General features: G+C 65.3%; 22 protein-coding genes and 1 pseudogene. 6 read left to right on the plus strand and 17 right to left on the minus strand.

The genetic code is table 11. The features are described 5' to 3' along the window. Positions 1-121: 121 nt before the first annotated feature. From ybeY to CFE42_RS22625, 14 genes and pseudogenes are all read right to left on the minus strand, one after another. Positions 122-934 carry an rRNA maturation RNase YbeY gene (gene ybeY, locus CFE42_RS22560; RefSeq protein ID WP_004635513.1) on the minus strand — a complete coding sequence of 271 codons (813 nt, stop codon included), beginning with the start codon at positions 932-934 and terminating at the stop codon, positions 122-124. 12 nt (positions 935-946) lie between these two features. Continuing rightward, entirely contained in the window at positions 947-1,939 is a 993-nt protein-coding gene (locus CFE42_RS22565) for a PhoH family protein (RefSeq protein WP_004635511.1), read from the minus strand. 21 nt (positions 1,940-1,960) lie between these two features. Beyond that, a complete protein-coding gene (gene miaB, locus CFE42_RS22570; RefSeq protein ID WP_004635509.1) occupies positions 1,961-3,331 on the minus strand; it encodes a tRNA (N6-isopentenyl adenosine(37)-C2)-methylthiotransferase MiaB in 1,371 nt (456 codons plus the stop codon). Between the two features lie 52 nt (positions 3,332-3,383). After that, positions 3,384-3,797 (minus strand): hypothetical protein, encoded by a 414-nt coding sequence (locus CFE42_RS22575; protein ID WP_004635508.1) that lies wholly within the window; start codon positions 3,795-3,797, stop codon positions 3,384-3,386. A gap of 90 nt (positions 3,798-3,887) precedes the next feature. Next, positions 3,888-4,886 carry an NAD(P)/FAD-dependent oxidoreductase gene (locus CFE42_RS22580; RefSeq protein ID WP_004635506.1) on the minus strand — a complete coding sequence of 333 codons (999 nt, stop codon included), beginning with the start codon at positions 4,884-4,886 and terminating at the stop codon, positions 3,888-3,890. A 143-nt stretch (positions 4,887-5,029) separates the two neighbouring features. Further along, positions 5,030-5,962: an OmpW family outer membrane protein gene (locus CFE42_RS22585; protein WP_004635503.1), complete on the minus strand. Its 933-nt coding sequence runs from the start codon at positions 5,960-5,962 to the stop codon at positions 5,030-5,032. Between the two features lie 211 nt (positions 5,963-6,173). Continuing rightward, complete coding sequence (locus tag CFE42_RS22590) at positions 6,174-7,091, minus strand: DUF1571 domain-containing protein (RefSeq protein WP_004635501.1); 918 nt, start codon at positions 7,089-7,091, stop codon at positions 6,174-6,176. A gap of 20 nt (positions 7,092-7,111) precedes the next feature. Continuing rightward, positions 7,112-8,851: a long-chain-fatty-acid--CoA ligase gene (locus tag CFE42_RS22595; protein WP_004635499.1), complete on the minus strand. Its 1,740-nt coding sequence runs from the start codon at positions 8,849-8,851 to the stop codon at positions 7,112-7,114. A gap of 101 nt (positions 8,852-8,952) precedes the next feature. Further along, positions 8,953-10,272, minus strand: a complete 1,320-nt coding sequence (locus tag CFE42_RS22600) for an acetyl-CoA C-acetyltransferase (RefSeq protein ID WP_004635496.1) — start codon at positions 10,270-10,272, stop codon at positions 8,953-8,955. Between the two features lie 4 nt (positions 10,273-10,276). Further along, positions 10,277-11,197 carry a MaoC/PaaZ C-terminal domain-containing protein gene (locus CFE42_RS22605; RefSeq protein WP_004635494.1) on the minus strand — a complete coding sequence of 307 codons (921 nt, stop codon included), beginning with the start codon at positions 11,195-11,197 and terminating at the stop codon, positions 10,277-10,279. 7 nt (positions 11,198-11,204) lie between these two features. Beyond that, positions 11,205-12,617, minus strand: coding sequence for a 3-oxoacyl-ACP reductase (locus tag CFE42_RS22610; RefSeq protein WP_004635492.1), 1,413 nt, complete (start codon positions 12,615-12,617; stop codon positions 11,205-11,207). Positions 12,618-12,651: 34 nt separating this feature from the next. Continuing rightward, positions 12,652-15,159, minus strand: coding sequence for an acyl-CoA dehydrogenase (locus CFE42_RS22615; protein WP_037044905.1), 2,508 nt, complete (start codon positions 15,157-15,159; stop codon positions 12,652-12,654). Positions 15,160-15,289: 130 nt separating this feature from the next. Beyond that, the gene (locus tag CFE42_RS22620) at positions 15,290-16,348 is read right to left on the minus strand and encodes a TetR/AcrR family transcriptional regulator (RefSeq protein WP_004635488.1); all 1,059 of its coding nucleotides are present in this window, start codon (positions 16,346-16,348) and stop codon (positions 15,290-15,292) included. Between the two features lie 271 nt (positions 16,349-16,619). After that, positions 16,620-16,813, minus strand: a pseudogene (locus CFE42_RS22625) (hypothetical protein); the annotation flags it as partial. Between the two features lie 269 nt (positions 16,814-17,082). Here CFE42_RS22625 and CFE42_RS22630 point away from each other — a divergent pair. Further along, positions 17,083-18,756 (plus strand): DEAD/DEAH box helicase, encoded by a 1,674-nt coding sequence (locus CFE42_RS22630; protein WP_004635486.1) that lies wholly within the window; start codon positions 17,083-17,085, stop codon positions 18,754-18,756. A 5-nt stretch (positions 18,757-18,761) separates the two neighbouring features. Continuing rightward, positions 18,762-19,796 (plus strand): serine/threonine protein kinase, encoded by a 1,035-nt coding sequence (locus tag CFE42_RS22635; RefSeq protein ID WP_004635483.1) that lies wholly within the window; start codon positions 18,762-18,764, stop codon positions 19,794-19,796. Positions 19,797-19,829: 33 nt separating this feature from the next. Here CFE42_RS22635 and CFE42_RS22640 read toward each other — a convergent pair whose 3' ends face one another. Beyond that, positions 19,830-20,726, minus strand: coding sequence for a pirin family protein (locus CFE42_RS22640; protein WP_004635482.1), 897 nt, complete (start codon positions 20,724-20,726; stop codon positions 19,830-19,832). 148 nt (positions 20,727-20,874) lie between these two features. On the opposite strand from CFE42_RS22640, the gene CFE42_RS22645 reads away from it, so the two are divergent. From CFE42_RS22645 to CFE42_RS22655, 3 genes are all read left to right on the plus strand, one after another. Beyond that, the gene (locus CFE42_RS22645; RefSeq protein WP_004635480.1) at positions 20,875-21,792 is read left to right on the plus strand and encodes a LysR family transcriptional regulator; all 918 of its coding nucleotides are present in this window, start codon (positions 20,875-20,877) and stop codon (positions 21,790-21,792) included. 457 nt (positions 21,793-22,249) lie between these two features. Then, the gene (locus tag CFE42_RS22650) at positions 22,250-22,990 is read left to right on the plus strand and encodes a response regulator transcription factor (protein WP_004635478.1); all 741 of its coding nucleotides are present in this window, start codon (positions 22,250-22,252) and stop codon (positions 22,988-22,990) included. Positions 22,991-23,069: 79 nt separating this feature from the next. Continuing rightward, complete coding sequence (locus CFE42_RS22655; RefSeq protein ID WP_004635476.1) at positions 23,070-23,435, plus strand: cupin domain-containing protein; 366 nt, start codon at positions 23,070-23,072, stop codon at positions 23,433-23,435. On the opposite strand, the gene CFE42_RS22660 is transcribed toward CFE42_RS22655, so the two are convergent. Beyond that, complete coding sequence (locus CFE42_RS22660) at positions 23,386-23,961, minus strand: hypothetical protein (protein ID WP_004635474.1); 576 nt, start codon at positions 23,959-23,961, stop codon at positions 23,386-23,388. The two genes, CFE42_RS22655 and CFE42_RS22660, sit on opposite strands and share 50 nt — an antisense overlap. 19 nt (positions 23,962-23,980) lie before the next feature. Beyond that, positions 23,981-25,189, minus strand: a complete 1,209-nt coding sequence (locus tag CFE42_RS22665) for an NAD(P)/FAD-dependent oxidoreductase (RefSeq protein ID WP_004635473.1) — start codon at positions 25,187-25,189, stop codon at positions 23,981-23,983. 121 nt (positions 25,190-25,310) lie between these two features. On the opposite strand from CFE42_RS22665, the gene CFE42_RS22670 reads away from it, so the two are divergent. Beyond that, positions 25,311-26,234, plus strand: coding sequence for a LysR family transcriptional regulator (locus tag CFE42_RS22670; protein ID WP_004635471.1), 924 nt, complete (start codon positions 25,311-25,313; stop codon positions 26,232-26,234). Positions 26,235-26,365: the final 131 nt, after the last annotated feature.

The raw sequence follows: 26,365 nt of genomic DNA on the forward strand, positions 1-26,365 counted from the left end.
AGGACTGGGTTTTCTTCAATGCGGGTTGATTCACCGTTGAAACGGCATGCTGCAAGAATGGAACATGAAAAAGCAAAACGCCGGCGCGAAGCCGGCGTCTGAGCATCAAGCGCGTGGCGCTTTAACGATCTGCGTACGGATCGGCAAAACCGAGGTCGCGGAGGATCTCCGTTTCGATGCCTTCCATTTCCTTTGCATCGGCCGCGTCTTCGTGGTCGTAGCCCTGGGCGTGCAGCGCGCCGTGCACGATCAGATGCGCGTAGTGCGCGAGCAGCGGCTTCTTCTGTTCCTTCGCTTCCTTTTCGACCACCGTGCAGCACAGCACGATGTCGGCCGAGACCGGGTCTTCTGCGCTCTCTGCGTACGAGAAGGTCAGCACGTTGGTCGCGTAGTCCTTGCCGCGGTAGGTGCGGTTGAGCGTGCGACCTTCTTCCTCGCCGACAAAGCGCACGTTGAGTTGCGCATCGGCAAACAGCGCGGGGGCGATCCACGCCTCGATGTCGCGTTCTTTGGGCAGCGCCTTGCGAGCGGCAGCCTTGAGTTCATCGCCGTACTGCACGGTCAGGTCGAGCGTGAGCATCTCGGCGCCGGCGGTGTCGTCGTCGAAGGCTTCTTCCGTGGAGTCGGCCAATTCGGCGGGCTGGGTTTCGATGCGCAACGTGATGCTGTCGTGATGCTCGGGGCGCAGCGAGAGCATGGCGTGCATGTCGGCGTCGGCGTGCTCGGCAACGAGGGTGATCGGCCCATCCACGGTATTCGGCAGACCGAGGATCAGGCTGCGGCCATCGGCAAAGGCAATGCGCAGTGCGCTTGCATCCACCGTCCTGGGTTTGCCCTGGGCGTCGAACACGTCGACGCGCGGGCCGAATGACTCGGCGGCCGCGGGTTGGGTCTTCTTGGTTTTTGCTTTGGTATCGGTTTTTGCTTTAGCCACGTTCAGGCGTCCTTATGCATCTTTATGCTGGGCATGGAATTCGTCATAGGCCTCGACGATGCGGGCCACCAGCGGGTGCCGCACCACGTCGACGCTGGTGAAGCGCGTCATCGCCACGCCGCGCACGTCACGCAGCACGTGCTGCGCTTCGATCAGGCCGCTCTTCTGGCCGCGCGGCAGGTCGATCTGCGTGGTGTCGCCGGTGATCACCGCCTTGGAGCCGAAGCCGATCCGCGTGAGGAACATCTTCATCTGTTCCGGGGTGGTGTTCTGGGCTTCGTCCAGGATGATGAAGGCGTGATTGAGCGTGCGCCCGCGCATGTACGCCAGCGGTGCGATCTCGATCATCTGGCGCTCGAACATCTTTTGGGTCTTGTCGAAGCCGAGCAGGTCGTACAGCGCGTCGTACAGCGGGCGCAGGTATGGGTCGACTTTCTGCGCCAGATCGCCGGGCAGGAAGCCCAGGCGTTCGCCGGCTTCCACCGCCGGGCGGGTCAGTACGATGCGCTTGATGGCGTCGCGCTCCAGCGCATCCACCGCGCAGGCCACAGCGAGATACGTCTTGCCCGTACCCGCCGGGCCGATGCCGAATGACAGGTCGTGCGAGAGGATGTTGCGCAAATACGCGCGCTGCATTGGTGTGCGGCCATGCAGATCGGTGCGCCGCGTATGCAGCACCGGCGACAGGTCATTGCCGTCAGGCGTATCGGCGCTCGATTCCGGCAGGTAAGCGCCGTGCGCAGCCACCTGGCGGGTTTCCACCAGGCCAAGCTGGATATCGTCCACCGACAGCGGGTCGCGTGCGGCGTTGTAGAACGTCTCCAGCGCGTTGGCCGCGCCTTGTGCGTTGGCGCCCCGCACGGTGAACTTGCTACCGCGCCGGTTGATGGTCACGTCCAGGGCCTGCTCGATCTGGCGCAGGTTTTCGTCCAGCGGCCCGCACAGGTTCTGCAGGCGCGTGTTGTCGTTCCTGGGCGCTGTGAATTCTGCGATGGTGGGTTTCATCAAGTCAGGTCGTGTTGATGATCAGTGAGTCGCGCTGGCCGTACGCTGTTCGGCCACTTCGCCACGCAACGAATGCGGGAACGCGTGCACGATACGCACGTCCAGCATCTGGCCGATCAGCTGGTCGCGACGCGCTTGCGGCAGATCGGGCAGGGCGAAGTTGACGACACGGTTGTTCTCGGTGCGGCCGTGCAGTTCGGTCGGATCCTTGCGCGACGGGCCTTCCACCAGAATGCGCTGCACGCTGCCGACCATGCCTTGGCTGATGCGCGCCACGTTCTCTTCAATGGTCGCCTGCAAGTGTTTCAGGCGTTCGAGCTTGACGGCCTGGGGCGTATCGTCGTGCAGGTTCGCGGCCGGCGTGCCCGGGCGCGGGCTGTAGATGAAGCTGAACGAGGTGTCGTAGCCGATCTCGTGAATCAGGTCCATCGTCTTGGCGAAGTCTGCATCGGTCTCGCCCGGAAAGCCGACGATGAAGTCGGTGGCGATCGAGATGTTCGGCCGGATCGCGCGCAGCTTGCGGATGCTGCTCTTGTATTCGAGCACCGTGTAGCCGCGCTTCATCGCCATCAGGATGCGGTCGGAGCCGTGCTGCACGGGCAGGTGCAGGTGGTCGACGAGCTTCGGGTTGGTGGCATAGGCCTCGATCAGGCGCGAGCTGAATTCCTTCGGGTGGCTGGTCGTGTAGCGGATGCGCTCGATACCCGGAATCTCAGCCACGTATTCGAGCAGCAGCGCGAAATCCGCACGCTCGCTCGTGTCGCCCATCTTGCCGATGTAGGCGTTGACGTTCTGGCCCAGCAACGTGACTTCGCGCACGCCCTGTTCGGCCAGGCCGGCCACTTCGGCCAGCACGTCGTCGAACGGGCGCGAGACTTCCTCGCCGCGCGTGTACGGCACCACGCAGTAGCTGCAGTATTTCGAGCAGCCTTCCATGATTGACACGTAGGCGCTGGCGCCATCCACGCGCGCGGGCGGCAGGTGGTCGAACTTCTCGATCTCGGGGAAGGACACGTCGACCTGCGAGCGGCCCGTGCGGCGGCGTGCTGCGATCAGGTCGGGCAGGCGGTGCAGCGTCTGCGGCCCGAACACCACGTCAACGTAAGGGGCGCGCGCCACGATGGACGCACCTTCCTGGCTGGCCACGCAGCCACCTACGCCGACCACGAGATCCGGTTTGAGCGCCTTGAGTGCCTTCACGCGGCCGAGTTCGGAGAACACTTTCTCCTGCGCCTTCTCGCGTACGGAGCATGTGTTGAAGAGGATCACGTCCGCATCTTCGGGCGTGTCGGTGGGGACGAGACCTTCAGCCGCGTTGAGCACGTCGGACATCTTGTCCGAGTCGTACTCGTTCATCTGGCAGCCGTAGGTTTTGATGAAGACTTTTTTCATGTGCCGTTCACAGTGGTTGACCTGGGGGCACGTGCTTCGTGGGGCGTTCTGACTACTGGGACTGCGCTTGCGCCTGACTTTGTGCCGCCACCGCAGCCTTGTAATCGTCATCGCTGACAACCCAGGCTGTCAGCAACTGCTGATACAAGTCGAGCTGATAGCGCACCTTGAACGTCTGGCCGACCACCGAAGAAGTCGGCAGCAAACGCCCATCCAGCGACAGGATCCGCACGCCCGGGGCGAAGCGGATGTCAGCGCTGCTGCTCCCGAAGCCCAACAACAGGATGCGCACGATGCCAGTGCTGCCGGTACTCAGCGTGCCGCCGTTGGCCGAGTTGATGGTCAATTGGGCCGCCGGGGCCGTTGCCGGAATGTTGCGCAGCACTTGCGCGTGAGACAGCAGCGGCGCCGATGCCGCAGCAACGGCAGCAACAGCGAGGGCGAGGACTTGGCGTCGGGTGCGCATGGCATCGTCAGGAGAAAGCCACCGCCGGGTGAGCGACCCGGCACACGAAACACGAGACAACCCGGTATTGTAGCGTTCCGGGGCGAAGTCTTATAGCGCTTCGGCAATCTTGGCGGCCAGCGCAATACCGCTCAGGAACGCGGCTTCCACGCGCGGGCCTTCGCACCAGTCACCGCAGGCACCCAGGCGGGCGGCGGCGTCCCAGTGGCAGGGCACACCGGCGGACTGCTCGACCAGCGCGTGCGGCCACAAGTGCGCGGCCATCACATCGGGCTGAGGCGTGCCCGGGAAGGCTTCGGCAAAGCGGGCGTGCATGGCGTGCAGCGCCTGCTCGGGGGTGTCCTGGGCATGTGCGGCCGACCAGCCCGGCGACGCATGCACCACCCAGGATTCATCGACCATGACGCGGCCCGGCTTGCTGTTGTCGCGGGCGGCCCAGGCGAGCACGTCGTCGTCGATGCGGATGCCGTCATACGGCAAGCCGAGCGGTTGCGCAAAGCCCATCATCAGCGCCCAGCACGGGGCGTAGTGCACCGGCGCGATGGCTTCTTGCAGCGAGGCTGGCGTGGCGCCATGAAACAGCGCCGGCAGTTCGGGCGCGGGCAGGGCCAGGGCGATGATGTCGGCATGCGCGGCGTCGGTGCCATTGCGCTCGATCGTCCAGCGCCGGCCATCGTGCGCCACACGCGTGACGGCGTGGCCGAAGCGCACATCCAGCGGCGCGGCCAGGCTGCGCACCAGCGCGCCCATGCCGGGCAGGCCGACGTAGCGGGCTTCGTCGCGCGAGTCGGCTTGCAGGGCGTCGATCGTGCGATGGCCCCAGCGCGCGGGCCACGGCAGCACCGAGCCCTGACGGCCAGCGGCATCCACCGCGCGCCGGAAGACCTCGCTGCGCACGTTGAACGACTGCGCACCATGGTCGAACGCATACGCCGGGGCGGACTCGGGCAGCACCGTGGTAGCCAGCCGGCCCCCGACACCGCCGGCGCGCTCATAGACCGTGGTGGCAATGCCTTCTGCGGCAAGCGCGTTGGCACAGGCAACACCGGCAATGCCGGCTCCGACGATGGCGATGGAAGGCTGGCTCATGGATGTGAGGTGGGTTCGGGGCGAGGAATCCGGAAATCGGCGCGCCAAACGGCGCGTCGTAGTAGTCCGCCATGATATCGGGTCGCGCCCCAATGAAAAACGCCACCCGGAGGTGGCGTCTTGCGATGGAGCAATTGTGCGGCTTAGAACTTGTAGCCCACAGCCAAGCCGAACACGATCGGGTCGACCTTGATGTCGGTCTTGTTGACCGCCAGCACCTGGCCTTGCTGGCTGCGGATCGTGATGGTGGAGGTCGTCTTCAGCGGCAGGTAAGACACCGTGCCGATGGCGGTCCAGTTCTTGGCGAACTCATACGAGACGCCTACGTTGGCCACCGGCGTCCACGAGCTCGACGTTTCCGCCGTCACCTTGGCCGGGCCAGTCGGAACCTGGCCCATGCCCAACTGCAGCACCTGCCCCAGGTTCTGCAGGCCGTTGACGAAGTTCTGGTTCAGTTTCAGGTTGGTGAAGAAGTTGTAGCTGACGCCTGCGCCGACGAACGGGCGCAGCTTGCTTTCCTTGGTGCCGAAGTAGTACTGCGCGACGATCGCCGGGCTCCATTCACGCACGGTGGCGACCGGGTTGTTTTGCGGCAGGCCCAGGTTGACTAGCGTCAGCGGCCCGACCACCGGCACCGGCGCGATCACATTGCCGCTGCCGTACAGGTTGAACTTGGGCGGAACGCCACCCACGAACGTACCGGCGATGTTGTCGTTAAAGAAGTGCGTGAACGTGAGCGACAGCGTATTGGCATTACTGACTTTCACGTCAGTTCCTGGCGACTGGTAGGTGCCCAGGCCCAGCGCGCTGGTGGTGGTGGTCAGCGGCGTGGCCGAATCCATCGGGCGGATGTAGAACCAGCCCAGCGCCATGACGTTGCGGCCCCAGACGTAGTTGTCCATGAAGCCGCTGAAGCCGCCACCGCCACCGCTGCTCATGCCACTGCCGCTGCCATTGCTGGCGCTTGCGGCCACGTTGGCCTCTGCGGTGGATTGGGCGTGAGCCAGGGGGGCAGCAAGGGTGCTGGCGGCGGCGCAGGCAATGGCTGCAGCAAGGCGGCGGGCGGTGCGGTTCATGTGGTTGTCTCTCTGGATTGGATTGTTATCACGCCTTGGTGTGGCGATTTGTGTTTCCGCAGCATAGCGCAGCGCTTTTGTTCGGTTGCGCTGCGATGACCGAAGTTTTCCTCTAGCGTGTACGCACGCAACAAGGGGTTTCCCCTAGTCTCATTTCATACTCTCCGCCGGTCGGCGGAGCCTTGGCCCACAACGGTCTTCGGGCGGCGGTCTAAAACTTGTATTCCGGATTCTTGGGGTTGAAAGTCTGGTCGTTCCAGGTCTTGCGCGTCACGCTTTCAATGACGATTTTCTCGAGCTGATTGCCCGATTCGTCCCACGCTTCTTCAATGCGCACCCACGGGTTTTTGAGGTCGAAATACAGGCGCACGCGCTTGGCGTAGAACGTGGGCGGACCGCTTGGCGTATCCCAGGTCAGCCGCAGCATGCGTTCACCGTCTTCGGTCACCATCTTGGCTTCGTTGAACTTGCCGCTGCCGCCGGCTGCCACGTGGGCGCGTCCGTCACGCTCGACCGTATCGACGATGAACTGCAGCCCAAGCTCCCGCGCCGTGTGGTTCGACTGCGATCTGGCCAGCGAGCCATCCAGCGCACTCCAGATCGCCACGAAGCCGACGAGCCCGCCAAGGTGGCCATACATCTCGTTCTTGCGCACGGTTTCGTCGTAGATGATTTCCTGGCCGGCGTGCGCGCCGCCCTTGAGCCAGCGCGCGTAGACCTGCCGTGGGGCGTTGCGGTAGCGGATGAGCATGAGCGCCGGTTGGCTTTGCCACTGGTCTTTCACGCGTTCCTGGCGGCGCATGCGGTATTCATACTCAGGCAGCTTGGCCACTTCGGCCTTGAGCCAACGCACCAGCGTTTCGGGCTTCATGGCATGCGCCATGGCCAGGACGTCTTCGTCGGACCAGCCCGCAAACGCGTTGGCGTTGACCTGGCTGCCGAGCCAAACCGTCTGCCTGGCGATATCCATCGCGGCAAAGCTGCCGATGGCCGCCGATTGCGATGCGGCGGTCGGGGCGGCGGTCTGTGCGGCCGCGGCAGGCGCGGAAGCATCCGGCGCGGCAGGCTGGCCCCAGGCGTGTGCGGCGCCGGCCAACACAGTGGCCAGGGCGAGGGTACGCAAATGCATGCAGGTCTCCGGTGTTGGCGTTATTGCTGCGCCTGTGCACGGGCGCGCTTGATGTCCGGATCGGCATCGCGCAGCTCGCGGCGCAGGATCTTGCCCACGGTCGACTTGGGCAGCTCTTCGTGGCGGAACTCAACGATGCGCGGCATCTTGTAGCCGGTCAGATGGGCGCGGCAGTGTTCGAGCAGCGCGGGCTCGGTCAGGGCGCCAGTGCGCGGCACCACGATGATCTTCACGCGCTCGCCGGCCACCGGATCGGGCACGCCAATGGCCGCCACCTCCAGCACGTCGGGGTGCAGCGCCACCACGTCTTCGATCTCGTTCGGGTACACATTGAAGCCCGAGACCAGGATCATGTCCTTCTTGCGGTCGATCAGGCGGATGTAGCCGTTGGCGTCCATCACCCCGATGTCGCCGGTGGAGAACCAGCCTTCGGCGTCGATGGACTTGGCGGTTTCCTCCGGGCGCTGCCAGTAACCGCGCATGACTTGCGGCCCACGCACCTGCAGTTCGCCGGGTTCGCCCAGCGGCGCGATGGTGCCGTCGTCGCGCTTGAAACGCACTTCGGTGGACGGCGCGGGCAGCCCGATCGTGCCGCTGAATTCGGTCACGTGCGGCGGGTTCATCGAGACGACGGGCGAGCATTCCGTCAGCCCGTAGCCTTCAACGATGGTGTGGCCCGTGACTTCTTTCCAGCGCTGCGCGATCGCACGCTGCACCGCCATGCCGCCCCCGATGGTGATCTTCATGGCCGAGAAGTCGCGCTTGGCGAAGTCCGGATCTTCCAGCAGTGCGTTGAACAGCGTGTTGACCCCCGCAATGCCCGAGAAGCGTTCGTTGCGCAGGATGAAGATCACGCGCTTGGTGTCACGCGGATTGGCGATCAGGATATTGCGCCCGCCCAGCGTCATGAACATCAGCAGGTTCACCGTGAGCGAGAAGATGTGATACAGCGGCAGCAGCGTGACGTTGGTTTCCACGCCGCCGTTGAGCATGCTCTTGGACCACTCTTCTGCCTGCAGCAGGTTGGCGATGATGTTGCGGTGCGTGAGCATCGCGCCCTTGGCCACGCCCGTGGTGCCGCCGGTGTATTGCAGGAAGGCGATGTCTTCCGGCGCCAGTTGCACCGGTTGCATCGTGCGCGAGCCGCCCACGGCCAGCGCATCTCGCAGCCAGACCGGCGAGGGCAGCTTGTAGGGTGGCACCTGCTTCTGCACGTGGCGCATCACGAAGTTCAGCGCGCGGCCCTTGAGGTTGAGCGCACCGCCCATCAGGTCGCCGATGCCGGTGATGACGATGTTGCGCACCTGGCTGCCGGGCAAAGCCTGCTCCAGCGTGCGCGCGAAGTTCTCCAGCACGACAATCGTCTGCGCGCCGGAGTCGCGCAACTGGTGCGCCAGTTCCGGCACCGTGTACAGCGGGTTGACGTTGACGACGATGGCGCCGGCCAGCAGCGTGCCAAAGAGGCACACGGGGTACTGCAGGCTGTTGGGCAGCATGATCGCCACGCGGTCGCCCTTCTTCACGCCGCGCGATTGCAGCCACGCTGCAAATTGCTTCGCTTGTCGTTCGCACTCGTCGTACGTCATTTCGGTGCCGACACTCACGTAGGCGATGCGGGTGCGGTACTTTTCCACCGATTCGCGAAACACCTCGACCAGTGAGTGATAGCGATCGGGGTTGATTTCGGCGGGCACGCCCTCGGGGTACGACTTCAGCCAGATGCGGTCGGTAAGGCTGTTGCGGTCGGCAACGGTGTTCATGGTGTCTCCGTCCATGAAAAACGCGGCGTGGTTTTATTGTGTGCCGCGCGGGTTTTTGAATCTTGGTAGACCCGGGCCGTTCCCGTTTTGGCCCGAGCGGTTTAGTGCGACATCGTTTCGGGGCGCTCCAGAATGGCAACGACACCTTGGCCGCCAGCGGCACAGATCGACACCAGCCCACGCCCGCTGCCGCGCTGCGCCAGCATCTTGGCCAGCGTCGCGACAATGCGCCCGCCCGTGGCGGCAAACGGATGGCCCGTGCCAAGCGAGCTGCCATTCACGTTCAGCTTGCTACGGTCGATGCTGCCCATGGGGGCGCTGCGGCCGAGCTTTTCGCGGCAGTATTCAGGCGATTCCCAGGCCGCCAGCGTGCTGAGCACCTGTGCGGCAAAGGCTTCGTGGATCTCGTAGTAGTCGAAGTCCTGCAGGGTGAGCCCCGCGCGTTGCAGCATGCGCGAGACGGCATAGGCCGGCGCCATCAGCAGCCCTTCGTTCTGCTCCGGCGTGCCGCTGAAGAAATCGACGGCAGCCGTATCCGCGCAGGTCATGTAGGCGAGCACGGGCAGGTTGTGTGCGCGCGCCCAGTCTTCGCTGGCAAGCAGTAAGCACGATGCGCCATCGGTGAGCGGCGTGGAGTTGCCGGCCGTCATGGTGCCGGCCGCGCTGCGGTCGAATACCGGCTGCAGCTTCGCCAGTTGCTCGATGGTCAAGTTGCTGCGCAGGTTGTTGTCGCGATCAAGCCCCAGGTGGGCGGTCATCAGGTCGGTGAAGAAGCCCCGCTCGTAGGCGGCCGTGAGGTTGTGGTGGCTGCGCAGGGCCAGCGCGTCCTGGTCTTCGCGGCGGATGCCCCAGCGCTTGGCCATCAGCTCGCAGTGTTCGCCCATCGACAGGCCGGTGCGCGGCTCGCTGTTGCGCGGCAGCAGCGGGCGCACGAACATCGACGGCCGCAGGCCGGCCAGCGCTTTGACGCGCGCGCCTGTGGACTTGGCGCGGTTGGCCTCCAGCAGGATCTTGCGCATCTTTTCGTTCAGGCCGACGGGCGCATCGGAGGTGGTGTCCGTGCCGCCGGCAATGCCCACGTCGATCTGCCCCAGTGCAATCTTGTTGGCAACGAGAATGGCGGCTTCCAGCCCCGTGCCGCAGGCCTGCTGGATGTCGTAAGCGGGCGTCTGCTTGGCGAGCGTGGTGGAGAGCACCGTTTCGCGCGTCAGGTTGAAATCGCGCGCGTGCTTGATGACCGCTCCGGCCACGACTTCATCCAGACGCTGGCCGTGCAGGTTGAAGCGGTCGATCAGGCCCTGCAGCGCGGCGGTCAGCATCTGCTGGTTCGATGCGGTAGCGTAGGCCGTATTCGAGCGGGCGAACGGAATGCGGTTACCGCCAAGGATGGCGACGCGGCGCAACTGCGCGTTGACGAGCATGAATTCAGTCTCCCGTGTTGTCGTGTTGTGCGTGCGGCAGCGTCAGCATGCCGCGCAGATAGGGCTTGTCGCCCGTGGCGTTGCGCACCTCAAACGCGCGGCCGGGCGTGGCTTCGTTGGCTTGCCACAGCGTCGCCGCGCCGGGCAGTGATAGCGGGGTCTTGAACTCGGCCACCACTTCGCCTTCCGTGAGCGGCGCGGCCGGCAGCAGCGCGGCCAGCGCACGGGCCTTCGTCCACATGCCGTGGGCGATGGGGTGCGCAAAGCCGAACAGCTTCGCGCCGATGTTGGATACGTGGATGGGGTTCCAGTCCCCCGACACGCCGGCGTAGCGCCGGCCGGTGTCGGCAGGCACATCCCAGCGGCCGTCGGGCGACAAGTTCTGCACGCTTGGCAGCGCAATCAACGGTGCCCCCTGCGGCGACGGCACGCCCACGCGCAGGTAGGTCGACAGCGATTCCCACACCACTGCGCCGGCCTTGACGATCGCGGTTTCGATGGCGAACGCCTGCCCGCGCGCATGGTGGAACAACCGGCGGGGCCGCACTTCCACGCGCACGCGCTCACCCACCTGCAAACGCTGGTGTTGGCGGATCGTGTTGCACAGGTGCACCAGGCCGATGACCGGATAGGGAAACGCCGATTCCGTCATCAGCATGAGCTGCAGCGGGAAGCCCAGCAAGTGCGGATACGTCATCGGCACGCCATGCGCCGCGGAGAAGCCGCACACCGCTGCGTACTGAGCGATGTGCCCGGCGTCGAGCGGCACTTCCTGCCGCACCAGGGTGTGGCGCGGCAGCGGTCCGCCGCGCCTGCCTTTGCGTTGCGACAGCAGCGCGCGCCAGGCCAGTGCCCCCGGCGACGGCGGCTCGGTTACCAGCGTCTGGGTTGCGACCATCGGAAAGGGCTGGGCCAGCGTGCGCATGGTCGCGTCAGGCTCCCAGCAGGCTTTGCCCGCACACGCGCACGATGTTGCCCGTCACGCCGTTGGACGCCGGGTTGGCGAACCACGCGATCGTCTCGGCCACGTCGACGGGCTGGCCGCCCTGGCTCATCGCGTTCATGCGGCGGCCGGCTTCGCGGATGGCAAACGGCACGGCCGCTGTCATCTGCGTCTCGATAAAGCCCGGCGCGACAGCGTTGATGGTGATGCCGCGCTCTGCCAGCAACGGTGCGCCTGCTTGCACGAGCCCGATCACGCCGGCCTTGGACATCGCGTAGTTGGTCTGCCCAAGGTTGCCTGCAATGCCGCTGATGGACGACACGCACACGATGGACCCGCCTGCGTGCAGCGCATTGGCCGCAAGCAGCGCGTCGTTGATGCGCAACTGCGCGGCGAGGTTGATATCGAGCACGCTGCGCCAAGCGGGCTCGGTCATGCGGGCGATGGTCTTGTCGCGCGTGATGCCGGCGTTGTGCACGAGGATGTCGATGCCGCCCAATGCAGCAAGTTGCTGCGCGAGCAGGGCGGGTGTCTCGGGCGCAGCAATGTCGTAGGCCATGGCCTCACCGCCGATTTCCTGCGCGACCGCGTTCAGCGCTTCCTGCGCGGCGGGCACATCCAGGCAAAGTACGCGCGCACCGTCACGCGCCAGCACGTGCGCAATGGCCGCGCCGATGCCGCGCGAGGCGCCGGTCACCAACGCGGTGCGCCCGGCCAGCGGCTTCTGCCAGTCCACCGAGACCGCTGCCGCCCGATGCACGCGCACCACCTGCCCCGACACATACGCCGAGCGTGCCGACAGCAGAAAGCGCAGCGTCGATACGGCCACGTTCTCCGCTCCCTCAGCCACGTAGACGAGCTGCGCCGTGCAGCCGCGCCGGACTTCCTTGCCAAGAGAGCGCGTCAGCCCTTCCAGCGCGCGCTGCGCAATCGCCATCTCGGGCGTCTTGCAACCTTCCGGCGGCCGGCCGATCACCACGACGCGCCCACAACGGCCGATGGCCCGCACGCCATCGTGGAACACGTGATACAGCGCGTCGAGGCCGTCGACCGTCGCAATGCCCGTGGCATCGAAGACGATGCCGCCAATGCGATCAAACGCCTCGCCGTCCTTGCCCGTCGGGGCGACAAAGCGGCCCGTGATCTGGCCGTGCCGGTTGGCGGCACCAAGCCATTCCGGATCGCTTTCATGAAAGCGCGTAGGGACGCCGGTCTCGGCAAACAGTGCGGCGAGCGTTTCGCGCATGGAGCCGCCCGGCGCCGCGCCCACCAGGAACGGCCCGACAAATTCCGGTTCGCCGGGCACATAACGGCGCAACGGCACAGGCTGCGGCAGGCCGAGGTTGGCCGACAGCCACTTGCCGAAACCGGAACCGACGAAATCGAGGTACTTGTCTTGCATCGTTGTTGTTGTCGTTAGTCAGGCCCCTGCGCCATCAGGCTGCGCGGCGCTCGGCGGCCTGCAGGGCATCGAGTGCATCCTTGCGGCGCTGCAGGTCGGCCATCAGGTTGAAGTCGGGCGGGAAGTCATCCACGGCAACCGCGTGTTCGCCGTAGCGCGCGTAGTCGCACAGCTGCTTTCGCTCGCCTTCGTCAATGAGGTTTTGTGCCACGGCTTGTGCGGTCCAGGCTTCGAAGTCGGGCAGGCTCTGCGGCACGGGCGGCAGCTTGCCTGCGCGGATGGCTGGTTTCAAGCGCTGCTCGATTGCGTCCACGGTCGGCTGCAGGCGGAAGGCCGCTTCGCCATAGGCGATCGGGTCGACTTCGGGCGTCGGGCAGTACGAGTCGGCCAGCAGGCGATCGCGCACAGCGCCCGGCGTTTGCATCAGCTCGGCGACCTGCGCGGCCAGCGCATCCGACGGCTTGCGATACGGCGTACCGAACGGGAAGATCAGCGCGCGCAGCAGCGCCGCGATGCCAGTGTTCGGGAAATTGGCCAGCACGCCGTCGAGCGCATCGTGCGCCTTCACCAGCGCGTCCTGAACCGACCAATGCACGAGCGGCGCGTCCTCGGCAGGGCGGCCGTCATCTTCAAAGCGCTTGAGCGTGGACGAGATCAGGTACATCTGCGAGAGGATGTCGCCCAGCCGCCCCGTGATTCTCTCGCGGCGCTTGAGCGTGCCGCCCAGCGTGAACATCGACACATCGGACAGCAGCGCCAGCGCCGTCGAGAAGCGGTTCACGGCGCGGTAGTACCGCTGCATTTCCGGTGCGGCATTGCCCGGCGCGCTTCCCACGCGCCCGCCGGAGAGCGCATGCAAGAAGGCGCGCACCAGGTTGCCCGCGATGAATGCGCCGTGGCCGAACAGCGCCGTATCGAACGCACGCAGCGTCTCGGTTGAATCGGCGCCTTGCGCGGCCGTCATCTCGCGCAGCACATACGGATGGCAACGGATCACGCCCTGCCCGAAGATGATCAGGCAGCGCGTCATGATGTTCGCGCCTTCCACCGTGATGGCGATCGGCACCTGCTGATAAGCGCGCGCCAGGAAGTTGTTCGGGCCCATGCAGATGCCCTTGCCGCCCACGATGTCCATCGCATCGGTGACCACATCGCGCGCACGTTCGGTGACGTGGTATTTGGCAATGGCGGAGATGACCGAGGGCTTCTCGCCCAGGTCCACGGCCAGCGCGGAAAGACGCCGCGCCGCATCCATCATGTACAGGTTGCCGCCCATGCGGCCGAGCGCTTCCTGAATCCCTTCGAACTTGCCGATGGGCGTACGGAACTGGCGTCGCACGGCGGCATAGGCGCCGGTGCTGCGCACGGCCAACTTGGCCATGCCCACGTTGGACGACGGCAGCGAAATCGCCCGGCCCGCTGCCAGACATTCCATCAGCATGCGCCAGCCACGGCCGACTTGCGCCTGGCCGCCGATCACCCAGTCGATGGGGATGAACACGTCCTTGCCGGAGTTCGGGCCGTTCTGGAACACCGCATTGAGCGGCCAATGGCGGCGGCCGATGTTCACGCCCGGGTGCTTCGTCGGGATGAGCGCGCAGGTGATGCCGGGCTCCTTGTCGCCGCCGAGCAAGCCATCCGGATCGACCGCGCGAAATGCGAGCCCCAGCACCGTGGCGATGGGGCCGAGCGTGATGTAGCGCTTGCTCCATGTCACGCGAAAGCCGAGCGTCTCGCGGCCTTCGTGCACGCCGCGGCAGACCACGCCCACATCGGGAATGGCGGCGGCATCGGAGCCGGCATATGCGTTGGTCAGCGCAAAGCAGGGGATTTCTTCACCGCGTGCGAGGCGCGGCAGGTAATGATTTTTCTGCGCTTCGGTGCCGTAGTGCAGAAGCAGCTCAGCGGGGCCGAGCGAGTTGGGCACCATGACCGACACGGCCGCGGCAGAGCAGCGCGTCGACAGCTTCATGATGACCTGCGAGTGAGCGTATGCCGAGAACCCTTTGCCGCCGTATTCCTTCGGGATGATCATGCCCAGGAAGCCGGCGCGCTTCGCATAGTCCCACGCGTCGGGCGACAGGTCTTGCCAGATCTGCGTGCTTTCCCAATCGTTGGCAAGGTCGCAGAGCTTTTCAGTTTCGACGTCGAGGAAGGATTGCTCTTCCGCCGACAGACGAGGCGGCGGGGAAGACAGCAATCGCGACCAATTTGGCCGCCCCGAGAACAGCTCCGCATCCCACCAGACCGTGCCCGCTTCAATGGCGTCGCGCTCGGTTTGCGACATCTCCGGCATGATCTTGCGGAACATTGCCAGTACCGGGCGCGTGATGAGTGCCCGGCGCAGCGGCTTGAGCGCGAGCACCAGCGCCGGCAGCACAAAGACGATGGCGAGTACCGTAGTCATCACCGGGCCCACCGAGCCCAGCCAGGCGCCTGCCACGAGCCACACGGCGGTCGCGACCAGCCAGGCGAACGCCGAGGCTTCCATGCTGGCGAGCCCAAGCACGCCGATGCAAAGCAGGACGATCCAGATCGTCATCATGAGGGTCTCCATTCGATGCGTCTACGGGCCGGATATCTCGAACACCGGCGGCACCTGCAGAATGCCGGAGCGACTCCCGTGCCTGCACACGGCAGACATACGGGAACTCCAGGCGGCACCAGCGTTGTCAGGCGTTAGGGCTGCGCCAGGGGCGCATCGGATTGGCTGGGAAGATCGCGCGTGCTGCATTGCTGCGGCGAATGGCCAATGCCCTGGTGCGTGCGGTGGGCGCGGGGCCGCCGACGTCGCTGTCGTCACCATGAGTATCGTCGTGCGCACCGGCGCCGAGATCGTCGTGGGCGTCCGCGGCATCGTCGGCGCTGGCGCGCGCGGGTGTGCGGCCGAACAGGTCACTGGCGAAGGGCGAGGCGGTGGTGGGCGTCGCGCTGCGTTCGGCGCGGCCATTGCCGTGCCCGGCGTGGCGACCTGAGCCGCCGTTGCCGCTCTCGTTGCCGTTGGGGGCGTCATCTGCTTGCGCGACGGGCGTGGGAACTTGCGCTTCGGCCAGCTCGACCACCTGATCGAGCGCACCGGCCTCGCCGGGCAGCGGGGCGTTGAGCGTAGCCACCACCAGCGCCGTCAGGCGTGCCAGCAGCGAGGCATCGTTCATCGTCTTGCCCTGCGTGAACAGCGGCAGCAGGTTGTTGAGGTCGTCCCCGGCCAGCACGCCGGCGAGCGCCTTGAGCGCAAAGTGCAGGCGCCAGCCGAGTTCAGCGCGCGGCAGGTGCGGCAGCGCACGCGAGAAGGCTTCGAAGAAGCGATCGAACACCAGCGCATAGTGGCCGAGCAGATAGCTCTGCACGAACGGTGAGGTGTCGGAATACACGCGCCCCATCAGGCGCAGGAATGCGGGGCCGCCGGTGTCGGGGTTGCGCGCCATTTGCAGCGCTGGCACAAACAGCGCGCCGAGCACGTGGTCGCAGGTCAGTTGCTCCTTGGCCCAGCGTTCTTCGCACGCGGTCAGCAGCGCCAGCCGGCGCGTGTTGAGCGGGTCGAGCCGGCGCCCAAGCACCGACTGCATCAACGCTTCCTTGCTGCCGAAGTGATAGTTGACCGCCGCCAGATTGACTTTGGCGCGCGCCGTGATCTGCCGCAACGACATCGCCTCGTAGCCGAACTCGATGAACAACAGTTCGGTGGCTTCCAGAATGCGGCCCTTGGTGTCTCCTGCTCCAGGACGTCCCATGTCTCCTACCTCGTTTTTTTAGGCCTGATATCGCGCTCGATTGCTGCGGTGCAGCGCTCGAACGTACGATTCAAACATGTGTATGGGGGTTGCCCGGGCATGTTAGGAACAGACGTTTGAAAACACCAAGCGCCCAATTCGAGCAAGCACTCTAGACAGGAGGAGCGTGCACAGCCAACGTATGAAACACGAGGCCTGGAAAGTGAGTGGGCGCAAACATCAAGAAACAAGCGAGAGAGGTTTTCGCCCCCCTTTGGTGACCCTGGGCGGGTCAGCCGGCTGGCTGATGGAGCGATGTCAGGCCGCCGAAGAATGCGGCAGCGTTTTGTGCAAGGGTGGGGAGGTGATAGCCACCTCTTCCTGGACGACAAGCGTCGGCAGACCGATCGCGCCGATGGCCTGGCCAAGCCTGCCAAAGCCCTGCGTCGAGACATCCACCTGCGCTTGCGGGTCTTCGCGAGAGAGAGATGGGAGCGGTCTGGCGCCGGCCGAAGAAGCGTTCCTGGCGCATTTCCGGCGGTATATGGCGCGGTATTCGCTGGCCGAACGGCTGGGGATATGGTGAACGCGCCGTTGGCTGCGTTGCGCGCCCCGGTGGGGTAAACACCATCACCTGTTAAACTAGATTCCTTCTTGCAGTCCCCGGGGTCCAGTCGCCCCGTCACCTACCCAGGCTTTGTCCACGATTGGCGCACGAACGAATGCGCGGGACACGCCGGTCCAATCGCTTTTCCATGTCGTTTTCCGAACTCGGCTTGTCAGACAAGCTGGTACGTGCCGTGGCCGAACTCGGCTACGCAGAACCCACTCCGATTCAACGCCAGGCCATCCCCGCCATCCTCAAGGGCGGTGACCTGCTCGCCGGTGCTCAGACCGGCACCGGCAAGACCGCCGGTTTCACGCTGCCGCTGCTGCACCGCCTGTCTGCGGCGCAACCGAACAAGGTGCAGACGCCGCAGGGCATGCGCTTCCCGATCCGTGCGCTGGTGCTGACGCCCACGCGTGAACTTGCCGCGCAAGTTGAAGAAAGCGTGCGCGCCTATGGCAAATACCTGCCGCTCAAGTCCATGGTGATGTTCGGCGGCGTCGGCATCAACCCGCAGATCGATGCGCTCAAGCGCGGTGTCGATATCGTCGTGGCCACGCCGGGCCGCCTGCTCGACCACGTCGGTCAGCGCACCATCGACCTGTCGCACATTGAATTGCTGGTGCTGGACGAAGCCGATCGTATGCTGGACATGGGCTTCATCCACGACATCCGCAAGATCCTCAACATCCTGCCGTCGAAGCGACAGAACCTGCTGTTCTCGGCAACGTTCTCCGACGACATCCGCGAACTGGCTGACCGTCTTCTCGACAAGCCGGCGCTGATTGAAGTCGCGCGTCGCAACACGACGGCCGAGACGGTCGAGCAACGCATCTATCCGGTCGACCGCGAGCGCAAGCGCGAACTGCTGGCCAAGCTCGTGCGCGACAACGACTGGCACCAGGTGCTGGTGTTCACGCGCACCAAGCACGGCGCGAACCGCCTGGCCGAGCAGCTCACGCGCGACGGCATTCCCGCGCTGGCCATCCACGGCAACAAGAGCCAATCGGCGCGCACGCGTGCGCTGACGGAATTCAAGGCTGGGACGCTGCGCGTGCTGGTTGCCACCGACATCGCCGCGCGCGGTATCGACATCGACCAACTGCCGCACGTGGTCAACTTCGACCTGCCGAACGTGCCGGAAGACTACGTGCACCGTATCGGCCGCACGGGTCGCGCGGGTGCGCAGGGCGAGGCGATCTCGCTGGTCTGCGTGGACGAGCATGGCTTGCTGCGCGACATTGAGCGCCTCATCAAGCGTGAGCTGCCGCGTACCGTGCTGGAAGGTTTCGAGCCCGACCCGACCATCGCGGCGGAGCCGATTCCGAACGGGCGCAACCCAGCGGGCCGCGGCGGCAACGCGCGCGGTGGCCGCCCGGGCGGTGGCCGCAGCCAGCAGCCTCGCCAGGCCAGCGGCAACGCTGCCCCGCGCGAGCCGCGGGCACCGCGTGAGCCTCGCGAACCGCGTCGCGAGTCGAGCGGCAACGGTCAAGGGCAGGGGCAGGGGCAGAATCAAGGCCAGGGTCGCAATGGTGGCGGCAGCCGCCAGCGCCAGGCGCAAGGCCAACGCGACGGTCAAGCCGCACCCAAGCCGCGCACCGGCCACGGTGCCGGCAACGGCCAATCGCAAGCGCGCGGCCAGCGCCAGGGCAATGGTCAAGGCCAGGGCCAAGGCAATGGACAAGGCGGGCAGGGCGGTCAACAACGCCGTGCATCGAACACGCAAGCCGCGCAGCCGGCCCACAAGGGACAGCCGGCCAAGCAGCCGTTCAATGGTTTGTTCGCCAAGGCGGCTGCGTTGCTCGGCGGCCGTAAAGCCTGACGTTCATGCACGACGATGGCCCACCCGCATCAGTTGACGCGCCCTACGACGGCCTGACGCCCGACAGCATCCTCGATGCGCTGGCGCAGGTCGGGCTGATGCCGGACGGCCGCATGTTCGCGCTCAACAGCTACGAGAACCGCGTCTACCAGGCCGGCGTGGAAGATAGCGCGCCGGTGGTGGTCAAGTTCTACCGCCCGAGCCGCTGGACCGATGCGCAGATCGTCGAGGAACACGCCTTCACGGCAGAACTCGCAGCGGCGGAGATCCCCGTGGTCGCGCCGCTGGAAATCGACGGCCGCACGCTGCACGCGTTCGAGCGTTGGCACTTCGCGGTCTTCCCGCGTTGCGCAGGCCGCGTGCCGGCCATCGACCAAGACCACACGCTTGAGTGGATGGGCCGCTTCCTTGGCCGCATCCACGTCGTGGGTGCGCGGCGGCCGTTCGTGGCCAGGCCCGCACTCGACATCGACACCTTCGGCGTGCAATCGCGCGACTGGCTGCTCGAACACGATTTCATCCCGCCCGATTTGTTGCCGGCTTGGCGCAGCGTGGCTGACGCCGCACTCGACGGCGTGCGCCGCTGCTACGACCGCGCAGGCGACGTTTCATTGCTGCGCCTGCACGGCGATTGCCACGCCTCGAACGTGCTCTGGATCGAAGAGGCCGACGCCAAGCAGGGCGATCCACTGCGCAGCGCCGGTCCGCATTTCGTCGACTTTGACGACAGCCGCACCGGCCCGGCCGTGCAGGATCTGTGGATGCTGCTCTCGGGCGATCGCGCGTCGATGCAATCGCAGCTCGCCAGCCTGCTGGCCGGGTACGAGGACTTCTGCGAATTCGACACGCGCGAGCTATATCTGGTCGAAGCGCTGCGCACGCTGCGCTTGCTGCACTACAGCGCCTGGTTGGCGCGTCGCTGGAACGATCCGGCGTTTCCTGCAGCGTTTCCGTGGTTCAACACGCAACGCTACTGGCAGGACCGGGTGTTGGAGTTGCGCGAGCAGATCGCGCTGTTGGACGAACCGCCGCTCTGGTGAAACCGAGCGGCGGTTTTTCTTTGAGGCTTGGGCTTAGGCGAACTTGCCGGCCTGGAAGTCCCGCACGGCCTGGAAGATCTCTTCTTGCGTGTTCATCACGAACGGGCCGTATTGCGCGATCGACTCGTTCAGCGGTTTGCCGGCCACCAGCAACACACGCGCCTCAGCGTCGCCTGCACGGATCACTACCCCGTCACTGCCTTCCGTGTTGGCGAGGATGGCCATCTGCTTGTCTTCCACGCGCTGCAGCCCCGCGTCGCCAGACGCTTCGGCGTCACCGACCAGCGCGCTGCCACGGAACACGTAGACGAACGCGTTGTGTCCGGCCGGCAGCCGCTGTGCAAACGATGCACCGGCCGGCAGCGTGATGTCGAGGTACAGCGGCTGTGTCGCTTCACGCGTCATCGCGCCTTGCACGCCGTGCGACTCCCCAGCGATCACGCGTACGGCCACGCCGTCTTCCGTCGTGAACTCGGGAATCTCGTTCGACGGAATGTCGCGGTACCACGGTGTCGTCATCTTGTCGCTGGCGGGTAGGTTCAACCACAGCTGGAAGCCTTCCATCACACCATCTTCCTGTTCCGGCATTTCCGAGTGCACGACGCCGCTGCCGGCCGTCATCCACTGCACGCCGCCGTGTTGCAGCAGGCCTTCATGGCCGGCACTGTCGCGGTGGCGCATGCGGCCCGCGATCATGTACGTCACCGTTTCAAAGCCGCGGTGCGGATGATCGGGAAAGCCGGCCAGATAGTCGTTCGGGTCGTCACTGCGGAATGCGTCCAGCATCAGGAACGGATCGAGCCGGCGTTGCAGGTTGTTCGTCAGCACGCGGGTGAGCTTCACGCCCGCGCCGTCCGAGGTGGGGCGGCCCGTGATGATGCGCTCGACGAGGCGGGCACGCTGCACTTGCGGTTGCACGAGGGTTTCCATGCGGTTCTCCTGAAATTGGGCATTTGTCATACACCAAATGTAGGGTAGTTGCCTCGTTTGCACTAGTCGGTTATGGTGGGAAAAAATGTTGCTCTATACGAGACAATAACAATCCGGCTGGCGCGCATCACGATAAGAGGAGGAAACCATGGATCTGAACCAATTGGCGTTGTTCGTGCGCGTGGTCGAAGCGGGGAGCTTCACGGCAGCGGCAACGCGGCTCGATTTGCCTAAATCGTCCGTCAGTCGCGGCATCGCTGCGCTTGAACAGGATTTGAACGTGCGACTGTTACAGCGCACCACGCGCACGCTCCATCTGACGGACGCGGGCCAAAGCCTGTATCAGGTGGCGTCGCACGCACTGGAAGACATTGAGCGCGCCACGACCTGCGCAGGCGAGCTGCAGGACCTGCCGCGCGGCAAGGTCCGGATCACGTCTTCCGAAGACGTCGGCCGTCTGCTGGTAGCGCCGGTGGCGGCGCGCTTCATGCAGCTGTATCCGGAGATCGATCTGGACGTCGTCCTGACGCCGCGCAATGTCGATCTCGTGCAGGAAGGTTTCGACCTTGCCGTCCGCGTTGGACGCCTGGCCGATAGTTCGCTGGTGGCGCGGTCGCTTGGCGTGTTGCGCATCGGCTTGTTCGCGTCGCCCGATTACCTGCAGCGCCGCGGTGCGCCAGACACCGTACAAGGCCTGGCCGACCATTGCTGCCTCGATTTTCGCGGCACCGGACGCGGCGAAACGCAATGGCGCCTCGTCGGCCCCGATGGGCTGAAAACCGTGGCAGTGCGCGCGCGCCTGAATGCCGACAGCCTGATTTACCTGGAAACGTTGATTGCTTCAGGCGCCGGTATCGGCCCGCTGCCGCTGTATGCGAGTGCCGTGGCGCGCGCCAACGCACCGCTGCCGCGACTCGTTCGCGTGCTGCCGGACTATGCGACCAGCGGTGAGCCGATCAACCTCGTCACACCCTCTGCTCGGTTCGTTCCCAGGCGCGTTCGCTTGCTGATCGACATGCTGACCGAGTCGATCCGGCAAGAGCTGGAAAACGCCGATCCCACCTGACGTGTCGCCGCAAAGAAGCTGGGCACGTTAAATGTTGTCACGACTGCTCCCGTTGCACGTATCGCACGGCATCATGCGCTCCACGTGTGCCGGACCAGTACGTCGGACCCTACATGACGTCACCCCCGTAAGCGTTGCAGTGCTTCCCCCCGGTGCACTGCGATGTGTCTGGCACATGCGACCCTTGGGTGTTTCTGATCCCGTCACATTGTTGTGGGAAGCACCGCCGCCCGGACATCATTGTCCGGGCTTTTTTTTCCGTTTGACGAATGCATGTCGCAACCGTGTTTCAACGGCCTTCACAAATTAGGACTCTTCTCATGGTTCGTACCAAACCTCGCCATGAAAATTGCAGCCACGTAACACATGCAACGGAATGCGCTGAACGCGCTTGAATAAGCGCCATCAATTCCGGCACCCACCCCCTACGCATGTGCGAATTTTCATGGAGCCGAACATGCGTATCGCCTTGCTTGAAGACGATCCCTTCCAAAGCGAAGTCATCGTCCAGATCCTGTCTCAGTCCGGCCACGACGTGGTGACCTACACCGACGGCTCAACCTTGCTGCGCATGCTGGGCCGGTCGTCGTACGACATGCTGATCCTCGACTGGCATACGCCTGGCATGCTCGGTATCGACGTGCTGAGCGTCGTGCGCAGCCGCCACAAGGATGTGTTGCCGGTCCTGTTCGTCACGGCTGAAGAGGGCGAGAAAAGCCTTGTGCGCGCGCTCACGCATGGCGCCGATGATTACATCGCCAAGCCGTTCCGCATTGCCGAACTGCGTGCGCGCGTCGACGCGCTGCTGCGCCGTGCATATCCCATTCCGTATGGCCGCCTGCCATTCGCGGTAGGGCCCTATCACTTCAATCCCCAGCGCCAGCAGGTCACCCTGCACGGCGAGCCGGTTACGCTGACGGGCATCGAGTTCCAGCTGGCGCTGCTGTTGTTTTCGAACGTGGGCCGCACACTATCGCGCGACCACATCTTCGGGCAGGTGTGGGGCCGCAACTCGTCGGAGTACACCCGCACGATCGATAGTCACGTATCGCGCATCCGCATGAAGCTGAATGTCGAACCGGTGAACGAGGTGCGCCTGGTGGCGGTGTACAAGCACGGCTATCGGGTGGACCACCTGAGGCCTGCGGACGACATGAATGCGCTGTCGGACATGGACGCTGCGTTCTACAGCACCTAAGCCCGGGTGGATCATTCGCACAGAATGGGGCGCCACCGCAGGAATGCGGCGGCGCCGTTTTTGTTGCTCATCGACTGGTATGCTCAGGGCTTCTCATATCTTGGGCGAGGCCGGCGTGCCGCTTGTCAATCTCAATGCCGAGGCCGACGCGCTGCCGCGCGCATGGTCGTCTCGCGTGCTGGAACGTTTTGGTGGCGGCAACTTCAAGGTGCTGCGCATGGATGGCACGCCGTATCCCAACGAGGTGCACGGCTATGCCGAAGGGTTCCTGGTCATCGATGGGCAACTGCGTTTGCGTATCGGCGACGAAGCGGTAACCGTTTCGCGCGGCGAGCTGTATGTGGTGCCTGCCGGCGTGTCGCACAGCGTGGACGCCGGCAGCGCCGGCACGCTGGTTATTCTGGACGTGCAAGAGGAGCGTCGTCTGCCTCCGCAAGCTGTTTGATCCGCTGCAGCATCATCCGGCGGATCAGCCCGCTGGGCATGCGGATCAGTATCCAGTAAGGCGTGAAGCGGCGCAGCGCCGTTGTGCTGGAGCAATGCACGCACGTGCGCGTGGTCAGCAGCGTGTCGGCGCCCTCGGGCCGAGCGACGAACGTCATGACCAGCTTGGCGATATCGGGTTCGGAGAACGTGCGAAATGCACTGGCTTCAACGTGGATGAGCCCGCCGGCCGATTCCCAGAAGCGACCCACCAAGCCGAGGGCGAATTCGTGATCTCCATTGCGGCCGAGCACCGTGAAATCGTGCAGGCCGAATCCAGCGTCGATCCGTCGCGCACTGGGCTTGCCCAGCGCGGCGGCGATGCGCGCCGGGATGGCGCGCAGATGCAGGAACAGCCTGGCTACCGGGAAATCCGTGACGTGAAGTTGCGAGGCCATGTCGAGCAAGCGCGCGGGCGATGCATTGACCCGTATGTGGTGCTGCTCGCAGAACTGATGCTCGGGAAGGAAGGTGTGCAACAGGCTCATGCTGATGGATGGCGTGGTGTCATGCCTGTGGCTTTTCGCTCGCGGCCGTGGAAGCCGCAGCCGGAGCGAATGCGGCGTCGCGTGCCGGCGGCTCTGCCAGGCTGCGTTTCATCAGCCAGGCGACACCCGGCACGCGCAAGCCGGTGGCAAACACCAGGTCTCGCATCCAACCGCCGTATTGCGCCTGGAAGCACGGTGTGAGCGCACGGCTCAGTGTCTGGTAGGCCTGCACGGTCCGCAGACGACGGGCGTGGTAGGCGAGGGCGCCATCAGCGGGGCCATGCACTTGCACGCACGCGGCGAGTGCCAGGGCATCTTGGGCGGCCAGGGTGGTCCCCAGGCCGAGTTGCGGGCTCATGGCGTGCGCGGCATCGCCGATGACGCAGTAGGGCGGTTTGGCCAGCGCGCGTGGCCATGTGTGGCGATAGACGGCGAAAGGCATATCGTCGTGTGAGCCGATCTGCTCCACCATGGGCGCGGCTTGCGGCCACAGGCTGAGGACATGCGCCTTCCACTGTGTGATGTCGGTCTGGCGCCAGGCGTCGACAGCATCGCCGGGCAGGCTCCAGAACATCGACAGGCGCGTGCAGTTGCCGTCCACTTCGGTGGGCAGCAGGCCCATCATCTCGCGCGTGCCGCGAAAGCGCTGCTGCAGCACACGTGGGTTCCACCCATCCACCCATCCTTGAAACCACAGCGTGCCCCATCGGTAGGTGCTCGACGGGCCGGCCAGGCCTGCGGGCTCACGCAGCGCAGAGGCCGCGCCATCGGCAATCACAAACAGGTCGAAGATCGATTCGCCCTGTGCGTATGTGACCCGCGCTCGCGGCCCATCGAGAAGCAATTGCTGGATTGCACAACCAAAGTGGAATGCTGCGCCTGCGTGCAAGCCGGCGTCGTACAGCATGGACGACAGCCCGTGGCGCGTGACGGCGCGGCCGGGCGTCTCGGCGTAGTCGATGTCGAGCAGACGCCAGCCGCGATGGCTCAGGCCGATCAGCCGATCGATCGGCGCGCCGATGCCCTCAAGCTCGCGGCACATGCCGAGTGCCTCCAGTGCGCGGATACCCTGCGGCTGGATCAGCAGGCCTGCGCCCATGGCGGTCAGCTGCGGGTGCTTTTCGAAGACGTGCACGTCGTGCCCCTGGCGAGCAAACGCGATGGCGGCGGCGAGGCCAGCGTTACCGGCGCCGGCAATGCCGATGGACAGCGGGCGGGGTGCGGACATGAAGGCGTGGCGGATCGTTTGCTCAAGATGATAACGATACGGCACGCACGTTAAGGCTGTTCGCGCAGGCTGCGGAGATAATGCGCAGACCTCACGCTCACCACAAAAGACCGGACGCGCCATGCAGATCAAATGGCTGGAAGACTTCAAGGAACTGGCCAAGACGCGCAGCTTCAGCCGCGCCGCCGAGAACCGCAACGTCACGCACCCCGCATTCGGCCGCCGGATCAAGGCCCTGGAGGAATGGGTGGGCACCGCACTGGTCGAGCGCAGCGAGCATCCCGTCACGCTTACCGCGGCAGGGCGCTTGTTTCTGGATGCGGCCGCCAATGCCGTCGACGGCCTGAACGATGCGCGCTTGCTGCTGCGGGAGGCGCAACTGCCCGTGGCGCTCAGGATCGGCACCGGGCGCACGCTGGCGCGCACGTTCGTCCCCGGCTGGTACGAAACGCTGGCGCGTCAGCGCGGTGTGTTTCCGCTCAGCGTGACGACGGGTGGCACGCAGGAAGGCGTGCTGGCCCTTGCCGATGGCACGGTCGATTTGCTGATCGCCTACGCCAGCCCACAGGCCGATGCGCTGCTCGATCCGCGCAAGTACGACCATTGCCTGCTGGGCAGCGAGACGCTCGTGCCGGTGAGTGCGCCCGACAAGCGCGGCCGCCCGCGCTTCACGCTGCCGGGCTCGGCTGCCGCACCGCTTCCATGGCTGGCCTTTGCGCGTGGGCTGACATTGCGGCAGATGCTCGACAGCCATCTGGCTGCCGCCGATCGCAAGGCGCATCTGCAGCCCGTGTTCCAGGCGGATTTTTACGAAGCGGTGGAAGAGATGGCCCTGCGCGGATTCGGCATGGCGTGGCTGCCGTATCGCCTGGCCAGGCCGCACCTGAACGCGGGTGAACTGCGCCCCGCTGGTGACGACGCCTGGCACATCCACGTCAACATCCGCATGATGCGCGTGCGCAGCAACCAGAGCGCGCTGCTCGACGAGGTGTGGCAACGGGCGGTCGACAACGCCAGCGGTAACGGCCGTAACGATCTCACCTGAGGCGCATCGCAAAAAGCCCAACCTTGTGCCGAAACGGCACAAGCCGCCTCGGCGCGGCACCTAGACTCCTCCGCAACCTTCGCCCGCCAGCGCCGTTCGGCAAAACAGGCGGATCGGCACAGACCACGGGG

Source organism: Ralstonia sp. PBBBR1 (assembly GCF_002256165.1).
In the GTDB taxonomy this organism is placed as follows: domain Bacteria; phylum Pseudomonadota; class Gammaproteobacteria; order Burkholderiales; family Burkholderiaceae; genus Ralstonia; species Ralstonia thomasii.